Origin of the sequence: uncultured Candidatus Thioglobus sp., from assembly GCF_963981275.1 — a bacterium.
GTDB lineage: Bacteria > Pseudomonadota > Gammaproteobacteria > PS1 > Pseudothioglobaceae > Thioglobus_A.
Genome location: NZ_CAXCCZ010000004.1, coordinates 1 through 18,861 on the forward strand (window position 1 = coordinate 1; position 18,861 = coordinate 18,861).

The window sequence follows — 18,861 nt, forward strand, 5'->3', positions numbered from 1 at the left end:
CACTAATCTAATCACCAATGCCGTTAGATACGGAAACAATAAGCCGGTGAGCATTGTATTAAACTGTAGCAATACACACATAATTGTCAAAGTTAAAGACCGTGGTCCGGGTATACCAAAAGCGTTTAAAGAAAAAATATTCCAGCCTTTTTATAGACTGGAAACATCTAGAAATAGCGCCACTGGGGGTAGTGGACTAGGGCTTGCAATCGTGCAACAATTGGTAGATTCTCACAACTGGAGTGTTTCACTAAACCCAAGAAAAACTGGTGGCACTAGTGCAGTGCTAACCATTGATGTGTAATATGGTGCCGATGGCCAGAGTCGAACTGGCACGAGCGTAGCTCACTACCCCCTCAAGGTAGCGCGTCTACCAATTCCGCCACATCGGCAAAAAATGTTAACGACTTAGTTAGGAATGTCGCTGGTGTCAGACGGTGCTGGTGCAATCATTGGCACATCTGAAGGGGTGATTGAAGCTGCCTGCTCCATAATACTAACAGGTTCACTACTAGCACCATTTTCATTAGTTGCCAAGTAGGCCAATGTTAGGCTGGTTGCAAAAAAACCAAAGGCAACGCTGGCGGTTAACTTGTACATAAATGAATTTGCACCTCGAGCGCCAAATACAGAGCCTGATGCACCTGCACCGAAGGCAGCGCCAGCATCCGCACCCTTACCATGTTGCATCAACACAAGTGCAACTAAACCTAGTGCTAGCATTACATGAACAATTAAAATAATTTGAAATGACATAATTAACCCGCTTTACAAATTTGTAAGAAATCTTCTGATTTTAATGAAGCGCCGCCAATAAGGCCGCCGTCAATATCTTCACAACCAATTAACTCAGCAGCGTTGCCAGGATTCATGCTGCCGCCATATAAGATAGGTGTAGATTGTGCAATATTTGCATCACTCTGCGCTAACATTGAACGAATAAAGGCATGTGCATCCTGAGCTTGTTGAGGTGTCGCTGTAACGCCAGTTCCAATTGCCCAAACCGGCTCATAAGCAATAATAACATCTTTAAAAGCGCCAATACCAACACGATCAATCACCGCTTGGATTTGACGAGAAACAACCGCCTCCATATTGCCAGCTTCTCTTTCTTCTAGTGTTTCACCGATACAAAAAAGTGGCTTTAGATCATTATCAAGTGCAGCCTGCACTTTATCAGCCACAACTTCATCAGTCTCGCCATATAGGCTTCTACGCTCTGAATGGCCAACAATAACGTATTGAGCGCCAAAATCTTTGATCATATCTGCACTCACTTCACCAGTAAAAGCGCCCGATGCATTAACATTTAAGTCTTGAGCACCTAAATGAAGCTGCGAATGTGTGATCAACGCTTCAACCTGAGACATATAAGGAGAGGGTGCGCAAACGATAACCGTTGAATCAACTTCCGCCATGCCGGAAAGAATGCCCATAATTAACGTATTAACCGTTTCTTTCGAGGCGTTCATTTTCCAGTTGCCTGCAACAATAACTTGACGCATAATAACTCTCTTAATAAAAAAGGATTGAATGTTACGCTATTTAACAATAAAAATCAATGGTTAAAGCTTTAGTGTGAAGACTTCGAGCCAAAATAAAGTGCTAGCGATACCATTAAAATTCCAAGTGAAAAATAAACCAAATCCAAGGCACCTACAAATGTCATTGACAAGGACACTTCAAAAAAAGTAACCACCAAAATCATTAAGATTACTTTTGCAAGCTTGGCCTTAAGATCGTCTAGGGAATTAATCACTAACACCTTGGTTGACTGACCACTTTCTTTAGCTTCATCAATATCACTAATAAAAAGCTCGTACAAGCCCAATGCAAAGATTAGTAAAATCGTGGCTAATAAAAACCCATCAATTGATCCAACTGTGTGTGCCACCATTTCAATTTTTAGTGCTTTTTTTGCCTCAGCCGTAGCACCAATATAATCACCCGCATGTGCGATCAAACTGGCCACATCAACTGCAGTAATAATGAACAACATCAAGGAGAGTAATAATGATGAAACCACAGCGGCTAAAACCATTAACCTAGAGCTCCACAACAACTTTTCAAAATACTTTTCTAAACCATTCATCCACTTCTCTCTCAAAACAATATAATGCTTAAGTATATCATTACTTAATTTTAAATACTGCTTATGTCAAAAACTTGGGCTCAATGTTTGGACACACTAAAAGACACGGTACCTTTGTCTGAATATAGTGTTTGGATACAGCCTTTAAAGGCACTTGAAAATCAACACACTTTGTCGTTGCTAGCACCAAATGTCCAGGTTAAAAACTACGTTAGCAAAAACCTAAAGTCTCAAATTAAAAGCGCTGTTGCTCAGCACAACAAAAATCTAAAAATTTTTATTAGCCTAGCAGCGGACACAAACCCAGATAAACCAAGCTATAAAAAACACTCGACACCTTTATTTGAAGACTACACATTTGATAATTTAGTACTAGGAAATGCCAATCAAATGGCTTATGGTGCTACCAAACAAATTGCTGAAAATATTCATGGCTCGCCCTACAACCCTTTTATTATTTATGGTGGATCTGGTTTAGGGAAAACCCACCTTATGCAGGCTGCAGGTCACTTAGCAAAACTAAAAAACCCAAATACTAAAGTTTTGTATGTGCCTTTAATGGATTTTGTTAGAAATATTACCTCCAGTTTAAGGCACAACACCATTGAAAGCATCAAGGCTTTTTATCAGTCTGCAGATTTGTTACTAGTTGACGACATCCACCTGATTGCTGGCAAGGAAAAATCACAAGAAGAGTTTTTTCATATTTTCAATTTTTTATTTAATGGTAAAAAACAAATTATCTTTACTTGTGACCAGCCACCTAAGAGTATTAAATCACTTGAAGAGCGATTAAAAACAAGATTCTCTCAAGGCTTAAACCTACATCTAACGCCGCCAGAGCTTGAAATGCGCGCGGCTATTTTATTGAAAAAAGCGCAAAATGAAAAAATTAATATCAATTTAAATGAAGATTTAGCTCTGTACATTGCTGGCCATATTACCTCCAATGTCAGAGACTTAGAGGGTGCCTTATTAAAATTAAAAGCCTTTGTAGATTTTTCTAAAATTGATCAGCAATTCATTTCAAAAGAAACAGTTGACACCGCTTTAGGTGATTTAATCAAGCCTATCATTACAAATATCGATGTAAATGATGTTCAAAAAGAGGTGGCGAAACATTACGCTTTAACGGTTTCTGACCTCAGTTCAAAATCACGCAAACAGCACACAGTATTAGCTAGGCAAATGGCTATTTACATCTGCCATGAGTTAAGTGCTTTATCACTAAATAAGATTGGAAAACAATTCGGCAATAGGGATCACTCAACAGTTATACATGCTATAAAAAAAATCAAGGAAAAGCTTGAAAGTAGCGATATAAAAAATGATTACGAACTAATTAAACTCAAATTAGCTAACTTATAAACGATGGTTTTACACAGGCAGGTGGATAACAGTAATAACTTTGATGAAAAACAAATTTTATAACCATATGCACATTTTTTTACATAAAATACTAACAAACTATCAACAACTTAAACGATTAATTTTTAAAGAAAAATACTACTTATCAACCAAAAACAAGCCCTCTAATAATAACAATAACTTTTAATTAAAAGGATTTCCCAATGAATACACAACTAACTGTTAAAGAACTACTTGAACCACTGCAAACAGTTATCGGTGTGGTTGAAAAAAAACAAACTTTACCCATTCTTTCACATGTACTTATTCAACTAAAAGATAATCAGTTAACATTAACAACCACAGATATGGAAATTGAGATTAGAGCATCTCACCCTATCCAAACACAAGAAGAAATTTCTTTTACTATTTATGCAAAAGATCTTATTGATATTATTAGAAAGCTTCCTGAAACAACTATTATTGAATTTATTATTGAAGAATCAAAAATCTACATTAAAACCAATAAAAATTCTTTTGAATTAAACACCTTTAATCATCAAGATTTTCCTTCTCTACCAAAAATTGAGAATACAGATATCATTAAGGTTAATTGTCAGCAGCTTAAAGAACTTATTGAAAACACTAGTTTTTCAATGGGAAATCAAGATATCAGAGCTTATTTAAACGGTTTGTTCTTTGAAGTAGATCAAAATAAAATCACAGTTGTTGCTACTGATGGTCATCGATTATCTATAGGTGAAATTAAACAACTAAACAATTTATCTAATAAAAAAACTGTTATCTTGCCAAGAAAAGCAGTCTTAGAGCTGACTAAAATATTAAGTAAAAGTGAGCATAGTGAGGTTGATATTCATTTATCCAATAATTATTTTTATTTAATAAGTAATAATACAACAATTATTAGTCGGCTCATTGATGGTAATTTTCCTAATTATTCGCAGGTTTTACCAACAGATTTTGAAAACACCATTATTATCGATCGACTAGAATTTTTAAATTCATTACAACAAGCTTCTATTTTTGTTGAAGAGCGTACAAAAGGTGTTAAGTTAGTTTTTAAAAATTCACAATTAAACATTTTCTCGCATTCTGAAAGAGGACAAGCCAAAACTCAAATTAGTACTAAAAATTTCAATAAAGAAATTGAGATTGCTTTTAATATTCATTACTTAATTTCTATTTTAGAAAAACTACAAACTAATGAAATAAACATGGTGGTTCCTGGTGGAGAAAATCAATCTTGTATGTTAAGCAGCCCTAATGATGAAACTTATCAATACGTTGTAATGCCAATGCGTATTTAAACATTGTGGCAATTATTCGAAAACTGGCCATCACCCAGTTTCGTAATCTTAATCAACAATACATTGAACCAGGTGAGCGGTTAAATCTTTTTATTGCTAATAATGCACAAGGTAAAACTAGCTTAATTGAGGCAATTTATTATTTAGGTCATAATCGATCTTTTAAAACAAAATCTTTAAAAGAGTTAATTCAACTACAACACCAACAATTTCAATTAGATGCTAAGGTTGACGAATCCCGCATTAAATTAGAAAAATCCAAACAAAAGACTCAAATAAATATTGATCAAATTCGACTAAAAAATAGTAGTGAATTATCTAAAGTTCTACCTATTCAAATTATCACCCCTGATAAAGGATTTATTGTTAATGGCACCCCAAAAAACAAACGATCTTATTTAGATTGGGGAGTGTTTCACGTGGAACCAAGTTTTTTATTAAACTATAAAAACTATAATAAAGCGTTAAAAAATATTAATACTTTATTGTCACAACAAAAAAATCAAGAATTAGATTACTGGTTTTTAGAGATTTCGAAACTTTCGGCTGACATTAGTCAATCAAGAAATAAATATATTGAACAGTTAAAAAATACAAATTCAAATGAATTGATAGAGGGGTTATCAAGTTTATTTAATGCTATAGAGTTTTTTAACTATAAATTTAAATCTGGTTGGCCAAAAGAGGTTAATGAATTTGATCATAATAGTGTGTATCAATATTTGATCAAAAATAAGGATTTTTTATTAAAATCAAAATATTTAAATTACGGTTCCCATAAAGCCAGTCTTAATTTCTTTTTAAACAAAAAAGAGGAATGTTTTCTATCACGAGGAGAACAGAAAACCTTGTCAATTGTTTTTTGGTTAACACAAGTATCGTTGATGGTTAAAAATAACATTTTTCCTATTGTCTTAATTGATGACCTATCATCAGAATTAGATACAACCAAAATAAAAACAATTTTGCATTTTTTAAATCATTTAAAAATTCAAACTTTTATGACTGATATTGGTAAAGATTTGTCTTTTATTAAAGATGAAAATCCAGTTATTTTTATAATAAATAACGGTATTATTAAACGCCAATAAAACTGGTTGTTATTCTCTTGTATATTGCTTTAAAGGCCTTAATAACAATAAAACATAGACAGACAAAGGGGGTTTAAAAAAAGCTGTATGACAGCCTGTATTTCTATTGCTCATGGTATAATAATTTTATTTTTTTCAAGCACTTATGTCTGAAGAACAATCGCAAGAATATCAAGCTTCTAATATTAAAGTTTTAAAAGGTTTGGACGCTGTGAGAAAGCGACCAGGTATGTATATTGGTGATACTGATGATGGTACTGGATTACATCATATGGTATTTGAAGTGGTTGATAATGCTATTGATGAAGCGTTAGCAGGACACTGTTCTAAAATTAATATTATTATTCATGAAGATCAATCTGTCTCTGTTACAGATGATGGTCGTGGTGTTCCTGTTGATATTCACCCTGAAGAAGGGGTTTCTGCTGCTGAAGTTATTATGACCGTACTTCATGCTGGTGGTAAATTTGATGATAACTCTTATAAAGTCTCCGGTGGTTTGCACGGTGTTGGTGTATCTGTTGTTAATGCGCTAAGTGAATGGGTTAAATTAACCGTTTATCGTCATGGAGAAATTCATGAACAAAGCTATACATTGGGTGTGCCAGATGAGCCAATGAAGGTAACTGGAAAAACCGATGCTACTGGCACCAAGATTCATTTTAAACCCTCACACGACGTATTTGCTATTACTGAATTTAAGTATGAAACTTTAGCAAACAGAGTTCGTGAGCTATCTTTTTTAAATTCAGGCGTCCATATTGAAATTGAAGAATCGGCAACTGACAATAAAGATGTTTTTGAATTTGAGGGTGGTATAAGAGCTTTTGTTGAACATTTAAATAAAGCTAAGACACCAATTCATTCTGATATTATTTCAATTTCTGCTGAACGAGATGATATTACTATTGATGTCGCTTTACAGTGGTCAGATGCTTACCAAGAAAGTATTTATTGTTTTACTAATAATATTCCACAACGTGATGGCGGATCTCATTTAGCAGGTTTTAGAGGTGCGTTAACCAGAACACTTAATAATTATATTGATAATTCTGGCATGGCTAAAAAAGAAAAAGTCACTATTACTGGTGAGGACACACGCGAAGGTTTAACTGCGATTGTTTCTGTTAAAGTTCCAGATCCAAAATTCTCTTCCCAAACAAAAGATAAATTAGTTTCCTCAGAAGTTCGTGCACCAGTTGAGTCAGCACTTAATGAAAAGCTGGGAGATTACTTGTTGGAAAACCCCAATGAAGCGAAAATTATTGTTGGAAAAATTTTAGACGCTTCGAGAGCTCGTAATGCAGCGCGAAAAGCTAGAGAAATGACCAGACGTAAGGGTGTGCTTGATATCGCCGGTTTACCGGGAAAATTGAGCGATTGTCAAACTAAAGACCCTGCTGAAAGTGAAATTTTCCTTGTAGAGGGTGATTCTGCTGGTGGATCAGCTAAGCAAGGCCGTGATCGCCGCACCCAGGCTATCCTTCCTTTAAAAGGTAAAATTTTAAATGTTGAGAAAGCTCGTTTTGAAAAAATGCTATCTTCTGCTGAAGTTGGCACTTTAATTACTGCACTTGGGTGTGGTATCGGTAAAGAAGAGTACAACATTGAAAAACTTCGTTACCACAAAATTGTCATCATGACTGATGCTGATGTTGATGGCGCACATATTCGAACATTGTTACTTACCTTTTTTTATCGTTATTTGCCAGAGTTAATTGAAAAGGGATATTTATATATTGCTCAGCCACCACTTTATAAAATTAAAAAAGGCAAACAAGAACGCTACTTAAAAGATGATCAAGAATTAAATGATTATTTATTGCAAGAAGCGGTTAACGATGCTAACTTATTCTTTAGTGCTGAGGCACCAGCAATATCTGGAATTGCACTTGAATTAGCTGTTAAAGACTACTACAAAATAATTACAATTATTGGTAAGTTATCCAAGCATTATCATCCTGATTTGTTAAAAGCGATTGCCAGCTCTACGGCAGTTGAAAATTTATCAGATGAGCAGTCAATGAATAGTTGGTGTGAATTGGTTACCAATAAGTTAAATCAAGATTTGACACCCGCTCAAAAACACAACGTTGTTTATGTTCAGGGCGAAGTTAAACATACTTTGTGTGTTTATGGTGTCGATACAGACCAAACAACACTTGGTCAGGCATTTTTCGATTCAGTAGATTATCAAACAATCAAGGTGTTTTCTAATAAAATTGAAAGCGCTATTGATACACAATCTTATGTAGAAAAGAAAACTAAACAAATCCAAGTTAATAACTTTGGTGAAGTGGTTAATTTTTTAATCGAAGATGCTAAAAAAGGACAAAGCTTCCAACGCTATAAAGGTTTGGGAGAAATGAATCCAGAACAGCTCTGGGAAACCACGATGGATCCAGAGCAAAGAACCCTTCTCAAAGTTAAGATCGAAGATGCGATTGTAGCCGATGAAGTATTCTCTACCCTAATGGGTGATGAGGTTGAGCCTCGTAGAAACTTTATTGAAGACAACGCACTATCGGTAGACAACTTAGATTTTTAATATAAATAAATAAGGAGACAATATGTCTAAAAAACATCCTGTTGTTGTTGTAACTGGATCATCTGGTGCAGGAACAACATTCGTAAAACGTGCATTTGAGCACATCTTTTCACGTGAAAAAATCAACTCATTAATTGTTGAAGGTGATAGCTTTCATATGTATGACCGTGCAGCGATGAAAGAAAATGTTCAAAAACAAGAATCTCTAGGAAATAACTTCTTTTCTCATTTTGGTCCAGATGCTAACTTATTTGACAAAATTGAGGAAACGTTTAAAGATTATGGCGAGACTGGTCAATGTGACCGTCGTTATTATTTGCATTCCAATGAAGAGGCTGCTGAGCACAACGCTCGCTTAAACACCGATTTAAACCCTGGTGAATTTACACCTTGGGAGAAAGTTGGCTCTGATACAGATGTGTTATTTTATGAAGGTCTACATGGTGCTGTTGTAACTGATGATATTGATATGGCCCAATATGCTGATCTAAAAATTGGTGTTGTGCCAAGTGTAAATCTAGAGTGGATTCAAAAAATACACCGTGATAATGCAGAAAGAGGATACTCGGCAGAGGAAACAGTAGATACAATTTTGCGTAGAATGCCAGATTATATTAATTACATCACACCGCAATTTTCACAAACAGATATTAACTTTCAGCGTGTTGCAACGGTTGATACTTCTAACCCTTTTATTGCTCGAGACATTCCAACACCTGATGAGAGTTTTGTGGTTATTCGCTTTAAAGACCTGGACAAAACACCGGTTGATTTTACTTACTTGACTAGTATGATTACCGGTTCGTTCATGTCTAGACGCAACAGTATTGTTGTTCCAGGTGGAAAAATGAGTTTAGCAATGGATATTATTTTATATCCAATTATTAAGCAAATGATTAACAAGTAAAGTTTTTTCTTGATCTTGAAAAACCCTTGCCACTTTATAGTGGTTAGGGTTTTTTAACATTTAGACCTTAGATAATATATATTTTATGAATACAACAAACTCTCCCGCAACACCAACATTTTATCAATTTTTTATTTATTGGTTAAGGTTGGGTTTTGTAAGTTTTGGTGGCCCTGCGGGCCAAATATCAATGATGCATTACGAGTTGGTTGAAAAGCGGCGCTGGATTTCAGAACATCGATTTTTGCATGCGCTTAACTATACAATGGTATTGCCCGGCCCTGAAGCTCAGCAATTGGCAACCTATATTGGTTGGTTAATGTTTGGTGTTAGAGGAGGTGTTGTTGCAGGTGTTTTATTTGTATTACCTTCATTGTTTATCTTAACCGCCTTAACCTGGATTTATTTAACCTATGGATCGGTTAGTGAAGTAGAGGGTGTTTTGTACGGTATTAAACCAGCAGTTACTGCAATTGTATTGTTTGCCGCTTATCGTATTGGCTCAAAAGCATTATCTAATTCTGTTTTAAAGGTTTTAGCTGTTCTTGCGTTTGTTGCAATATTTGCGCTTAATATTCCCTTCCCTTATATTGTTTTAATGGCAGCTGGTATTGGATATGTTGGCGCTAAATTAACACCCGATACTTTTGTTATGGGTGTTCATCATGGTGATAGTGCAACAGCCTATGGACCTGCATTGATCGATGACAACACCCCCATTCCAGAGCATGCAAAGTTTAAATGGTCAAGAGTAGTTGGTTTTGCAGTGATTGGTGTTGTATTGGGTTTTGCAGTAATGAGCCTGTTAGATAACAAAACATTGCAAGACATGGCTGAGTTTTTCACCAAAGCGGCGTTGGTTACATTTGGTGGTGCTTATGCGGTTTTGCCTTATATTTATCAAGGTGGTGTTGATCAATATCAATGGTTAACAGCAACACAGATGATGGACGGTTTGGCATTGGGTGAATCCACACCCGGACCTCTGATTATGGTGGTGGCTTTTGTTGGTTTTGTTGGTGCAACAGTTAAAGAGGTTTTTGGTCCAGACGCTATATTGATGTCAGGTTTTGTTGGTGCTTCAGTGGCTACATTTTTTACTTTCTTACCTTCATTTTTATTTATATTTTTAGGCGGTCCTGGTGTTGAAGCTACTAGAGGCGATCTGAAGTTTAGCGCGCCCCTTTCCGCAGTTACAGCTGCAGTGGTCGGTGTAATTGTTAATCTGGCTGTATTTTTTGCTTTAGCAACTTGGGTTCAAAATAGCCAGATTGATTGGATATCTGTTGCTATTACTATCGCTGCCTTCATAGCACTGTTTCGCTTCAAAATTGGCATCATGAGTGTTATAACTGCTAGTGCAACTGTAGGTCTGGCTTTGTCATTTGTTTAGTATAAATAGACTATTTGACAACGATATTGACTAGTTTATTTGGCACAACGATGACTTTTACCACGTTTTTGTCTGTGGTAAATTTAGCAACATTTTCATCTGCCAAAGCTTGAGTTTCGACAGTTGCTTTGTCTGTGTTAGCAGTAAGCATCAGTTTAGCACGCAATTTACCATTTACTTGAACAATTATTTGCACTTCATCTTGTTCCAGAGCTGATTCATCAACAGTGGGCCAGGGTTCGTTAATAATTGCCTCAGTATTGCCCAATTCCTGCCAAAGGTAATGACAAAGATGGGGTGCAATTGGGCTTAGTGTCTTAAGTAGGATGTTGATGGACTCTTGACGAGCGGCCATCGAGCTTTCACTGATATCTTTAAATTTTGACAGCGTGTTACTAAGTTCCATTAATGCAGCAATAACCGTATTAAACAAATGTCTACGATCCATGTCATCAGTAATCTTGCTCAGAGTTTGATGAGTTTTATAACGCAAATCTTTTTGTTCTTTGTTTAGATTGTCTAATGAGCCAATTGTGTTGTTTTTACAATCCTCAATAAAACTATTAACCAAACGATAAACTTTATTAATAAAACGGTGTGAACCCTCAAGACCAGAATCACTCCACTCTAAGTCCTGAGTAGGCGGTGCGGCAAATAGAATAAATAAGCGTACTGTGTCAGCACCATATTTTTCAATCATTTCAGCAGGGTCAACTGTATTGCCTTTTGACTTACTCATTTTGGCACCATCTTTAAGCACCATGCCTTGAGTTAATAGATTGTTAAATGGCTCATCATTGGTTACTAGACCTTCATCACGTAATAACTTATTGAAAAATCTAGCATAAAGTAAATGCAGGATTGCATGCTCAATGCCGCCAATATATTGGTCTACACCACCTTTTAGCCAGTAGTCTGCACGCTCATCAAGCATAGCGTTATCATTGTCTTTACAAGCGTAGCGTGCAAAATACCATGATGATTCAAAGAAGGTGTCAAAGGTGTCAGTTTCTCGCTCAGCTTTGCCACCACAGGAAGGGCAAGTGGTTTCATAAAATTCTGGCATTTTTTTAATGGGCGACCCTACACCATCAAAGGCTACTTCTTCTGGTAGGGTAACTGGTAAATCTTGCTCTGGTACAGCCACCGAGCCACAACTTTTACAATTAACAATAGGGATTGGACAACCCCAGTAGCGTTGCCTAGACACACCCCAATCACGCAAACGATAGTTTGTTTGTTTTTCGCCTAGATTTGAAGATTGTAATTTCGCTGCAATTGCCTCAAAAGCTTGTTCAAAATTAAGGTCGTTGAATTCTGCTGAATTACATAAAACACCTTTATCAGTAAAAGCATTTTGTGAAATATCGTGCCCACCCTGTGTGGGCTTTATTACCTCTAGCATGGGTATAGAGTATTTTTTTGCAAATTCATAATCACGCTGATCATGAGCAGGAACACTCATTACAGCACCTGTGCCGTAGCCCATTAACACAAAGTTTGCAATCCAGATTTGAACTTCTTTACCGGTAATTGGATGGATGCAGGTTAACCCTGAATCAACCCCTTTTTTCTCCATAGTTTCCATGGCCGCTTCTGAAGTTTCCATGGTTTTGCATTCGTCAATAAAAGCCTGTACTTCGCCGTTATCTTTACCTGCTTCTAAAGCTAGGGGATGTTCACTAGCAATAGCAAGATAAGTGACACCCATTAATGTATCAGGTCTTGTGGTATAGACTTTTAAAGTATCAGCATCTTGCCTATCAAAGTTTATTTCTAAACCGACAGACTTTCCAATCCAGTTTTTTTGCATGGTCTTAACTGCATCTGGCCAGCCTTTAAGCGTGTCTAGGGATTCTAGTAATTCATCAGCATAATCAGTGATACGCATAAACCATTGGGAGATTTCTTTTTTCTCAATAAGTGCATCTGAACGCCAACCGCGTCCATCAATAACTTGCTCATTGGCCAACACTGTTTGATCAACCGGATCCCAATTTACAACAGCATTTTTCTTATAAACCAAACCCTTTTCAAATAATTTAACAAATAGCCATTGCTCCCATTTGTAATATTTTGGATGACAAGTTGCCACTTCACGCGACCAGTCATAACCAAAGCCAAGCTGAGAAAGCTGGTCACGCATGTAGTCGATATTTTCGTAAGTCCATTTGGCGGGTGGAACTTTATTTTTGAGTGCGGCGTTTTCAGCGGGCAAACCAAATGCATCCCAGCCAATTGGCTGCATAACGTTTTTTCCCTGCATTTTTTGAAAGCGAGAAATAACATCACCGATTGAATAATTACGCACATGTCCCATATGTAGTCGTCCTGACGGATAAGGGAACATGCTTAAACAGTAGTATTTTTCCTTTGAAGCATCTTCAACCACCTCAAAAGATTTATGCTTTTTCCAATATTGCTGAGCTTCAAGCTCAATCTCCTGAGCGTTATATTCTGAATTTATCATTTTGTTTTTATTGACTGCCGATGTCACATTGTGAGATGGCTGAATTAAGCTGTAACGTACCAATAAGATCGTTAATGCTGTTGAGGTTATGATCGATTAGATACTGACTAATGCCATCGTTGATTTTGTGGCACACAAGAGGATCGTAAAATAACGCCGTTCCTATGCCAACAGTGGCAGCACCAGCAATAATAAATTCGATCGCATCGTTAGCAGTCATAATACCGCCCTGGCCAATAATTGGAACATTGTGGTGCTTACTAACTTGATACACTTGATGCACTTTTAGTAAGGCCACAGGCTTGATAGCAGGACCCGATAGTCCGCCTTGGTTGTTACCAATAATGGGGCGCCTGGTGCTTGTATCAATTGACATACCCATTAGGGTGTTAATAACCGCTAAGCCGTCTGTACCACCATCAATACAGCGCTGCGCACTAAGAGCAATGTCAGTTTGATTAGGGGATAGTTTGGTGATTAGGGGTTTGGAGGTGTTTTTACGACAAATTTCAACCACTCGGTAGGACATGTCTGGGTCATTACCAAAGGCAACACCACCCTCTTTTACATTAGGGCATGAGATGTTAATTTCGATGGCATCAATATCAGAATCATCGAAACGTTTGGCAATTTCCCCGTATTCTTCAACAGAAGACCCTGAGATATTAATAATAAATCGGGTTTGTGTTTTATCTAGAGTCGGCATAATGTCATTAATCACAACATCAGTGCCCGGATTTTGCAATCCTATGGCGTTAATCATGCCTTCAGGGGTTTCGGTGACACGACTAGGGATGTTGCCAAGACGAGGCTCTAGTGTTGTTCCTTTAAGGCAAATAGCACCAACATCTGCATTGGAAAAGCCTTCGATTCGAGTGTATTCCTCGCCAAAGCCGACACAGCCAGATAGAAGGACAATTGGGGAGTCTAGTTCTAGAGAGCAGAACTGAGTTTTTAAGTTATTATGCATACGCAGTATTATACATTTTTGCTGTTAAAATTAGGGATTATGAAAGGCTTGTTTATTAGTGGTAGTGGGACCGATGTTGGCAAAACGTTTATTGCTCAACGTCTCGTACGTTTATTGGCTAAATCAAAATCAGTTTCTGTTAGAAAGCCTGTTGAAAGTGATTGTCATATTGTTAATGGTGAGTTGGTTACCAAGGATGCACTTAAATTATTAAAGGCGAGCAATGTTGATGATCATATTGACACAGTATGTCCTTTTAAGTTTTATCATTGTAGCAGTGCTGAGAGCGCTAGTAAAGCGGAAAACACCCCGCTATCTCTTGACCATTTAATAGATGCATGCTCAAGTGAAACATTTGTTGTGATTGAAGGTGCGGGTGGTTTGCTATCGCCACTGGCAGAAAATACTTTGAATATTGATTTAGCTAAATCATTAAATTTGCCGCTGGTTATTGTAGTTAAAGACGAACTAGGGGCGGTTAACCAGGCGTTATTAACAATTAAAGTGGCCAGGCAGTACCAGTTGGAGATTGGCTGTCTAATCTTAAATCAAATTGAGGCTAATACGCTTGATAATGCAAACGCTATTAGACATTATGGTGATTGCGAAGTTGTACTTTATAATGGCGTCATGAATGACAAATTTGAGCAACAATTGGAAAAAATATTAGATCTGGTTTAAGCTAATCAAGTAGTGTTAACCCGGGCTTTTGTTTGTCTTCAGACTCTGGATCTTGAGGTTCAAACTGCATGCCTTCACCATTCTCACCAGCATAAATGCTGAGAATGGCATGACTTGGTATATAAACATCCATTGACTGACCTGAGAATCGAGCCTTAAAGCTTATATGATTGTCACCCAAAACAAGAGACTGAGTTGCTGAGCTGGTGATGTTCAAAACAATTTTATCCTGTTGAATAAATTGCTTGGGTACAACAACAGCTGAATGCCTGCAGTCAACTAAAATATGGGCAGTTAAGCCTGAGTCTTCCATCCATTGATAGTAGGCCCTAATTAAATAAGGCGTGACAGGAGTCATGAAAAGGCTTTTAGTTGTACTCTTTTTCGCAATCTGTTAGGCATTCTTTAAAAGAATCTCTTGCAAATAGTCTCTTGGCGTAGTCTGTAACAGCCTTGCCAGGTGCGCCTAAATCGATATCTAGTTTTTTTAGTCGCCATAATAGCGCCGCTAAACAAGCGTCAACAATTGTCATTTCGTCACTTTTAAAGTATGGCTTGTAGGCAAATAAAGGTACCAATTCAATTAAGTTGCTTTTTAGAATTTTGCGCGCTTCGTCTGCTTCTTTTTTGCTACCTGTTTCGATAGTTTCAGCTAGTTCAAACCAACAACCTGCAGAGCGTGTAAACCTAAAGATCATTAATCTTTTTTCTGATTTTTCAATTGGATCAACTGGCAATAATGGTGGGAACGGGAACCTTTCATCTAGGTATTCCATAATAACAGATAGGTCATATAGAACAATGCCACGGTCAAATAGCGTAGGTAGAGACTGACAAGGGTTTAGCTCTAAGATTTCTTCCGGCATTTCGTCAATTTTAAGGTTGAACACATCTCTTTCAATGTTTTTTTCAGCCATAATAAAGCGCACTACATGTGATTCAATCTCTTGCGGAGAAGAGTATAGCGTCGTTGAAGATGGGTTAGGTTTTGTTAACATGGGTTTCTACCTCTTTAAAATCAAAAAAACAGCAGCCCTTATTTTAAGGGATGCTGTTGTATATTATAAGTGCGGACGATTTAGCTAGTCTTTTGCACGCCATTTGCCATACTTAACATCTTTCCAGTATTCTTTTTTCAGTAGGTAAGAAAGAATAAATAAGATGAATAAGAAGCCTAAGACTTTTACACCAATCTCGTATCTAATTAGTTTTACGGGTTCTGATACATAATCCAAGAAGTTAGTAATATCTCTTACTTCTTGATTGAAGTCTTGTTCTGACTTGTCTTGTTTAGATTGCCACAAAACATCAGGCATAGATGCGTTTTCTAATACGTGGTTATTCACACCATATGGGCGTGTATCGTCCGCATAAAATCCTTTTAAGTAGGTATAAATCCAGTCTGTGCCTCTTGCTCTAGCGGTAAGGGATAAGTCAGGTGGTGTCGTACCAAACCATTCTTTCGCACCTTTGTCAGGCATGGATGAAAATATTGTACTACCTGTTTTTTCAGCATTAAACATTAGATTTTTAGCCATATCAGCCTCATCAATGTTAAGGTCTTTAGCAATACGATTGTAGCGCATTAACTCAATTGAATGACAGCCAGAGCAGTAATTCATAAATGATTGTGCGCCACGTTGTAGCGAGGCTTCATCAGTAATATCAGTATTAGCATGATCCAAATGAACACCAGCACCAGAGGCAGCAGCATTGAAAGAGATAACCATTGCTGCCACAGCTGACAGTGTTGTATTAAGTAATGTTTTCATATTAATGCTCCGTCGTTCTTTCGGGTACTGGCTTAGTCTTTCCTACTGAGGTAAACCAAGGCATTAGAATAAAAAATGCAAAGTAAAGCGCTGTAAAGACTTGAGCCATTAAGCTGTATAGCGGTGTTACTGCTTGCATGCCCAACCAACCCAATACGATAAACGTAATTACAAAGATAGTTAATGCAACTTTATAAGGCCATGAACGGTATCTAATTGACTTAACTTTAGAACGATCTAACCACGGTAGAGCAATTAAGATTAATAGCGCTGCAAACATAGCTAGCACACCTGGTAATTGCGACCCAAACATTGGTGGAATGGCTCTCAATACTGAATAGAACGGTGTTAAGTACCATAGTGGCGCAATGTGGTCAGGGGTTTTAAGTGGGTTGGCTTCAACAAAGTTTGGAGCCTCCAAAAAGTAGCCGCCTAACGCAGGTGCAAAAAATACAATTGAAGTAAAAATCATTAAAAAGACAACCACGCCTACAATGTCTTTAACACTATAGTATGGGTGGAACGGGATGCCGTCTTTAGGAATTCCATTTTTATCTTTGTTTTGTTTGATTTCCACACCATCTGGATTGTTAGAGCCAACTGTGTGTAATGCAACAATGTGTAAAAATACCAAAATAACCAGAATAAGTGGAATGGCAATAACATGTAATGAGAAGAAGCGGTTTAATACTGGATCGCCTACAGCGTAGTCACCTAAGATAAACTCTAAGATTAGCTCGCCTACAATTGGGAATGAGCCAAATAGGTTGATAATAACCTTAGCGCCCCAGTAAGACATTTGACCCCATGGTAGTACGTAACCCATGAATGCTTCAGCCATTAGCGCAATGTAGAGCACCATACCAAGAATCCAAATCAGCTCTCGTGGTGCTTTGTATGAGCCGTAAAGTAGTCCTCGATACATGTGCAGGTATATGACCACAAAGAACGCAGAAGCGCCTGTTGAATGGATGTAGCGAATCAGCCAGCCCCAGTCAACATCACGCATGATGTACTCAACTGAGTTAAATGCTAAAGCTGCATCTGGTTTAAAGTGCATGGTTAAAAAGATACCGGTCAGAATTTGAATGACCAAAACCAATATTGCTAAAGAGCCGAAAAAATACCAGAAATTAAAATTTCTAGGGGTGTAGTACTCTGCTAAATGTTCATTCCAAACTTTAGTCAGTGGAAATCTTTGATCGATCCAGTTTTTATTGTTATCCATCCTGTGCTCCTATTATGCTTTTGGGTCAATGCCGATTCTGATTAATGAATCGTTGACAAAATGATATGGCGGAATAACCAAGTTGGTTGGTGCTGGAACGCCTTTAAATACTCTACCAGACAGATCGAACTTAGAGCCATGACAAGGACAGTAGAAGCCACCTTTCCATTCGTCACCACCTAGATCAGCTGCACCCACTTCAGGGCGGTATGTTGGTGAACAGCCTAAGTGGGTACAAATACCAATAATAACAGCAACTTCAGGATTGATTGAACGATGAGCATTTTTAGCATAAACAGGCTGTTGATCTTCTGAATTATCTGGATCAACTAGGACGTCATCTTGAGCTGAAAGGTTGGCCAATGCTGTTTTATCACGTTTGAAAATCCAAACAGGTTTTTTACGCCACAAGACGCGAACAAGCTGACCTTCTTCTAGTTTTGTAATGTCAACATCAACGGGCGCTCCAGCTGCCTTTGCACGTGCTGAAGGCATCCATGATGATAAAAATGGTACCAATACAAAACCAACGCCAACAGCGCCAACAACGCTTGTGGCGCCAGTCAAAAAGCGTCTTTTCTTTAAGTCTATTTCTTGTTCTGACATAAGATTACAGTCCTTTGTTCTTTATTTTAAATGTGTATAGATTAAATCTACACTGAAAAGCTTGATAATTATACTGCAATATTAACATTGCATGATAAACAATTGGCGCGTTATTGACTGTTGGAGACTTTTATGCTGATGCAATCTATTTTCTCCGTTAATGGGATGGACTGTAATAGTAAAATTAATTCGTTAAGTTGTTGTTTTGCCCTAAAGGCAACGGCTGGATTGCTGGTGATCAGGGTTGCTGTGCTTTCTTTAATTAGGCAAAGTTGTAAAGTTTTTAAGGTGTCTGGTAGCATTGGATTAAGTTGCGCATTAATCTCGTTATAAGTTTTGGCCTGATTGAATAGTCGACCAAGCGCCCCGCGGGGAGAGAAGGTTGAAATATTAGTTGTTGGTTTATGCGGACACATTTAATGCAATGG

Annotated in this window: 19 protein-coding genes and 1 tRNA gene; 8 read left to right on the forward strand and 12 right to left on the reverse strand. The window is 37.3% G+C overall.

Annotated elements, in window-relative coordinates; genetic code table 11:
• Positions 1–304 (forward strand): sensor histidine kinase (locus ABNR88_RS01125; RefSeq protein ID WP_291925508.1); only part of this gene is annotated, 304 nt, incomplete at its 5' end.
• 2 nt (positions 305–306) lie between these two features.
• Here ABNR88_RS01125 and ABNR88_RS01130 read toward each other — a convergent pair.
• The 4 genes from ABNR88_RS01130 to ABNR88_RS01145 form a co-directional block, all read right to left on the reverse strand.
• A tRNA-Leu gene (locus ABNR88_RS01130) sits at positions 307–392 on the reverse strand.
• A gap of 16 nt (positions 393–408) precedes the next feature.
• Positions 409–756, reverse strand: a complete 348-nt coding sequence (gene secG / locus ABNR88_RS01135) for a preprotein translocase subunit SecG (protein ID WP_291925511.1) — start codon at positions 754–756, stop codon at positions 409–411.
• Between the two features lie 2 nt (positions 757–758).
• A complete protein-coding gene (gene tpiA / locus ABNR88_RS01140; protein WP_291925513.1) occupies positions 759–1,505 on the reverse strand; it encodes a triose-phosphate isomerase in 747 nt (248 codons plus the stop codon).
• A gap of 68 nt (positions 1,506–1,573) precedes the next feature.
• Positions 1,574–2,092: a YqhA family protein gene (locus ABNR88_RS01145; protein WP_291925515.1), complete on the reverse strand. Its 519-nt coding sequence runs from the start codon at positions 2,090–2,092 to the stop codon at positions 1,574–1,576.
• Between the two features lie 63 nt (positions 2,093–2,155).
• On the opposite strand from ABNR88_RS01145, the gene dnaA reads away from it, so the two are divergent.
• The 6 genes from dnaA to chrA all read left to right on the forward strand — a co-directional run bounded on the left by dnaA (position 2,156) and on the right by chrA (position 10,706).
• Positions 2,156–3,460 (forward strand): chromosomal replication initiator protein DnaA, encoded by a 1,305-nt coding sequence (gene dnaA / locus ABNR88_RS01150; RefSeq protein WP_291925518.1) that lies wholly within the window; start codon positions 2,156–2,158, stop codon positions 3,458–3,460.
• Between the two features lie 203 nt (positions 3,461–3,663).
• The gene (dnaN, locus tag ABNR88_RS01155) at positions 3,664–4,767 is read left to right on the forward strand and encodes a DNA polymerase III subunit beta (protein WP_291925520.1); all 1,104 of its coding nucleotides are present in this window, start codon (positions 3,664–3,666) and stop codon (positions 4,765–4,767) included.
• 5 nt (positions 4,768–4,772) lie between these two features.
• The gene (gene recF, locus ABNR88_RS01160) at positions 4,773–5,858 is read left to right on the forward strand and encodes a DNA replication and repair protein RecF (RefSeq protein WP_291925522.1); all 1,086 of its coding nucleotides are present in this window, start codon (positions 4,773–4,775) and stop codon (positions 5,856–5,858) included.
• Positions 5,859–6,003: 145 nt separating this feature from the next.
• The gene (gene gyrB, locus ABNR88_RS01165) at positions 6,004–8,406 is read left to right on the forward strand and encodes a DNA topoisomerase (ATP-hydrolyzing) subunit B (RefSeq protein WP_291925524.1); all 2,403 of its coding nucleotides are present in this window, start codon (positions 6,004–6,006) and stop codon (positions 8,404–8,406) included.
• A gap of 22 nt (positions 8,407–8,428) precedes the next feature.
• Positions 8,429–9,313: a phosphoribulokinase gene (locus ABNR88_RS01170; protein ID WP_291925526.1), complete on the forward strand. Its 885-nt coding sequence runs from the start codon at positions 8,429–8,431 to the stop codon at positions 9,311–9,313.
• 85 nt (positions 9,314–9,398) lie between these two features.
• A complete protein-coding gene (chrA, locus tag ABNR88_RS01175; RefSeq protein ID WP_291925529.1) occupies positions 9,399–10,706 on the forward strand; it encodes a chromate efflux transporter in 1,308 nt (435 codons plus the stop codon).
• Between the two features lie 10 nt (positions 10,707–10,716).
• Here the strand turns inward: chrA and leuS are convergent, their stop codons facing one another.
• Positions 10,717–13,176: a leucine--tRNA ligase gene (gene leuS, locus ABNR88_RS01180; protein ID WP_348669817.1), complete on the reverse strand. Its 2,460-nt coding sequence runs from the start codon at positions 13,174–13,176 to the stop codon at positions 10,717–10,719.
• 7 nt (positions 13,177–13,183) lie between these two features.
• Positions 13,184–14,146: a dihydroorotate dehydrogenase gene (locus ABNR88_RS01185; RefSeq protein WP_291925533.1), complete on the reverse strand. Its 963-nt coding sequence runs from the start codon at positions 14,144–14,146 to the stop codon at positions 13,184–13,186.
• Positions 14,147–14,185: 39 nt separating this feature from the next.
• Here ABNR88_RS01185 and bioD point away from each other — a divergent pair, with 39 nt between their 5' ends.
• Positions 14,186–14,827: a dethiobiotin synthase gene (gene bioD / locus ABNR88_RS01190; protein ID WP_291925536.1), complete on the forward strand. Its 642-nt coding sequence runs from the start codon at positions 14,186–14,188 to the stop codon at positions 14,825–14,827.
• 1 nt (position 14,828) lies between these two features.
• Here the strand turns inward: bioD and ABNR88_RS01195 are convergent, their stop codons facing one another.
• From ABNR88_RS01195 to ABNR88_RS01220, 6 genes are all read right to left on the reverse strand, one after another.
• Positions 14,829–15,185, reverse strand: coding sequence for a ClpXP protease specificity-enhancing factor (locus ABNR88_RS01195; protein WP_291925539.1), 357 nt, complete (start codon positions 15,183–15,185; stop codon positions 14,829–14,831).
• A 10-nt stretch (positions 15,186–15,195) separates the two neighbouring features.
• Complete coding sequence (locus ABNR88_RS01200) at positions 15,196–15,825, reverse strand: glutathione binding-like protein (RefSeq protein ID WP_291925542.1); 630 nt, start codon at positions 15,823–15,825, stop codon at positions 15,196–15,198.
• 84 nt (positions 15,826–15,909) lie between these two features.
• Complete coding sequence (locus ABNR88_RS01205; RefSeq protein ID WP_291925669.1) at positions 15,910–16,557, reverse strand: cytochrome c1; 648 nt, start codon at positions 16,555–16,557, stop codon at positions 15,910–15,912.
• Positions 16,558–16,600: 43 nt separating this feature from the next.
• Positions 16,601–17,827 carry a cytochrome b N-terminal domain-containing protein gene (locus tag ABNR88_RS01210; protein ID WP_291925546.1) on the reverse strand — a complete coding sequence of 409 codons (1,227 nt, stop codon included), beginning with the start codon at positions 17,825–17,827 and terminating at the stop codon, positions 16,601–16,603.
• A 12-nt stretch (positions 17,828–17,839) separates the two neighbouring features.
• Positions 17,840–18,433 (reverse strand): ubiquinol-cytochrome c reductase iron-sulfur subunit, encoded by a 594-nt coding sequence (gene petA / locus ABNR88_RS01215; protein WP_291925549.1) that lies wholly within the window; start codon positions 18,431–18,433, stop codon positions 17,840–17,842.
• Positions 18,434–18,543: 110 nt separating this feature from the next.
• Entirely contained in the window at positions 18,544–18,849 is a 306-nt protein-coding gene (locus tag ABNR88_RS01220; protein WP_291925551.1) for a hypothetical protein, read from the reverse strand.
• Between the last annotated feature and the right edge of the window lie 12 nt (positions 18,850–18,861).

What these genes read in the sequence shown, in the direction of transcription:
- gyrB (WP_291925524.1), top strand. Translation starts at nt 6,004, where the DNA reads ATGTCTGAAGAACAATCGCAAGAATATCAAGCTTCTAATATTAAAGTT.
- ABNR88_RS01210 (WP_291925546.1), bottom strand. Translation starts at nt 17,827, where the DNA reads ATGGATAACAATAAAAACTGGATCGATCAAAGATTTCCACTGACTAAA.
- ABNR88_RS01145 (WP_291925515.1), bottom strand. Translation starts at nt 2,092, where the DNA reads ATGAATGGTTTAGAAAAGTATTTTGAAAAGTTGTTGTGGAGCTCTAGG.
- ABNR88_RS01185 (WP_291925533.1), bottom strand. Translation starts at nt 14,146, where the DNA reads ATGCATAATAACTTAAAAACTCAGTTCTGCTCTCTAGAACTAGACTCC.
- chrA (WP_291925529.1), top strand. Translation starts at nt 9,399, where the DNA reads ATGAATACAACAAACTCTCCCGCAACACCAACATTTTATCAATTTTTT.
- secG (WP_291925511.1), bottom strand. Translation starts at nt 756, where the DNA reads ATGTCATTTCAAATTATTTTAATTGTTCATGTAATGCTAGCACTAGGT.
- petA (WP_291925549.1), bottom strand. Translation starts at nt 18,433, where the DNA reads ATGTCAGAACAAGAAATAGACTTAAAGAAAAGACGCTTTTTGACTGGC.
- dnaN (WP_291925520.1), top strand. Translation starts at nt 3,664, where the DNA reads ATGAATACACAACTAACTGTTAAAGAACTACTTGAACCACTGCAAACA.
- tpiA (WP_291925513.1), bottom strand. Translation starts at nt 1,505, where the DNA reads ATGCGTCAAGTTATTGTTGCAGGCAACTGGAAAATGAACGCCTCGAAA.
- dnaA (WP_291925518.1), top strand. Translation starts at nt 2,156, where the DNA reads ATGTCAAAAACTTGGGCTCAATGTTTGGACACACTAAAAGACACGGTA.
- ABNR88_RS01220 (WP_291925551.1), bottom strand. Translation starts at nt 18,849, where the DNA reads ATGTGTCCGCATAAACCAACAACTAATATTTCAACCTTCTCTCCCCGC.
- bioD (WP_291925536.1), top strand. Translation starts at nt 14,186, where the DNA reads ATGAAAGGCTTGTTTATTAGTGGTAGTGGGACCGATGTTGGCAAAACG.
- leuS (WP_348669817.1), bottom strand. Translation starts at nt 13,176, where the DNA reads ATGATAAATTCAGAATATAACGCTCAGGAGATTGAGCTTGAAGCTCAG.
- ABNR88_RS01170 (WP_291925526.1), top strand. Translation starts at nt 8,429, where the DNA reads ATGTCTAAAAAACATCCTGTTGTTGTTGTAACTGGATCATCTGGTGCA.
- ABNR88_RS01195 (WP_291925539.1), bottom strand. Translation starts at nt 15,185, where the DNA reads ATGACTCCTGTCACGCCTTATTTAATTAGGGCCTACTATCAATGGATG.
- ABNR88_RS01205 (WP_291925669.1), bottom strand. Translation starts at nt 16,557, where the DNA reads ATGGTTATCTCTTTCAATGCTGCTGCCTCTGGTGCTGGTGTTCATTTG.
- ABNR88_RS01200 (WP_291925542.1), bottom strand. Translation starts at nt 15,825, where the DNA reads ATGTTAACAAAACCTAACCCATCTTCAACGACGCTATACTCTTCTCCG.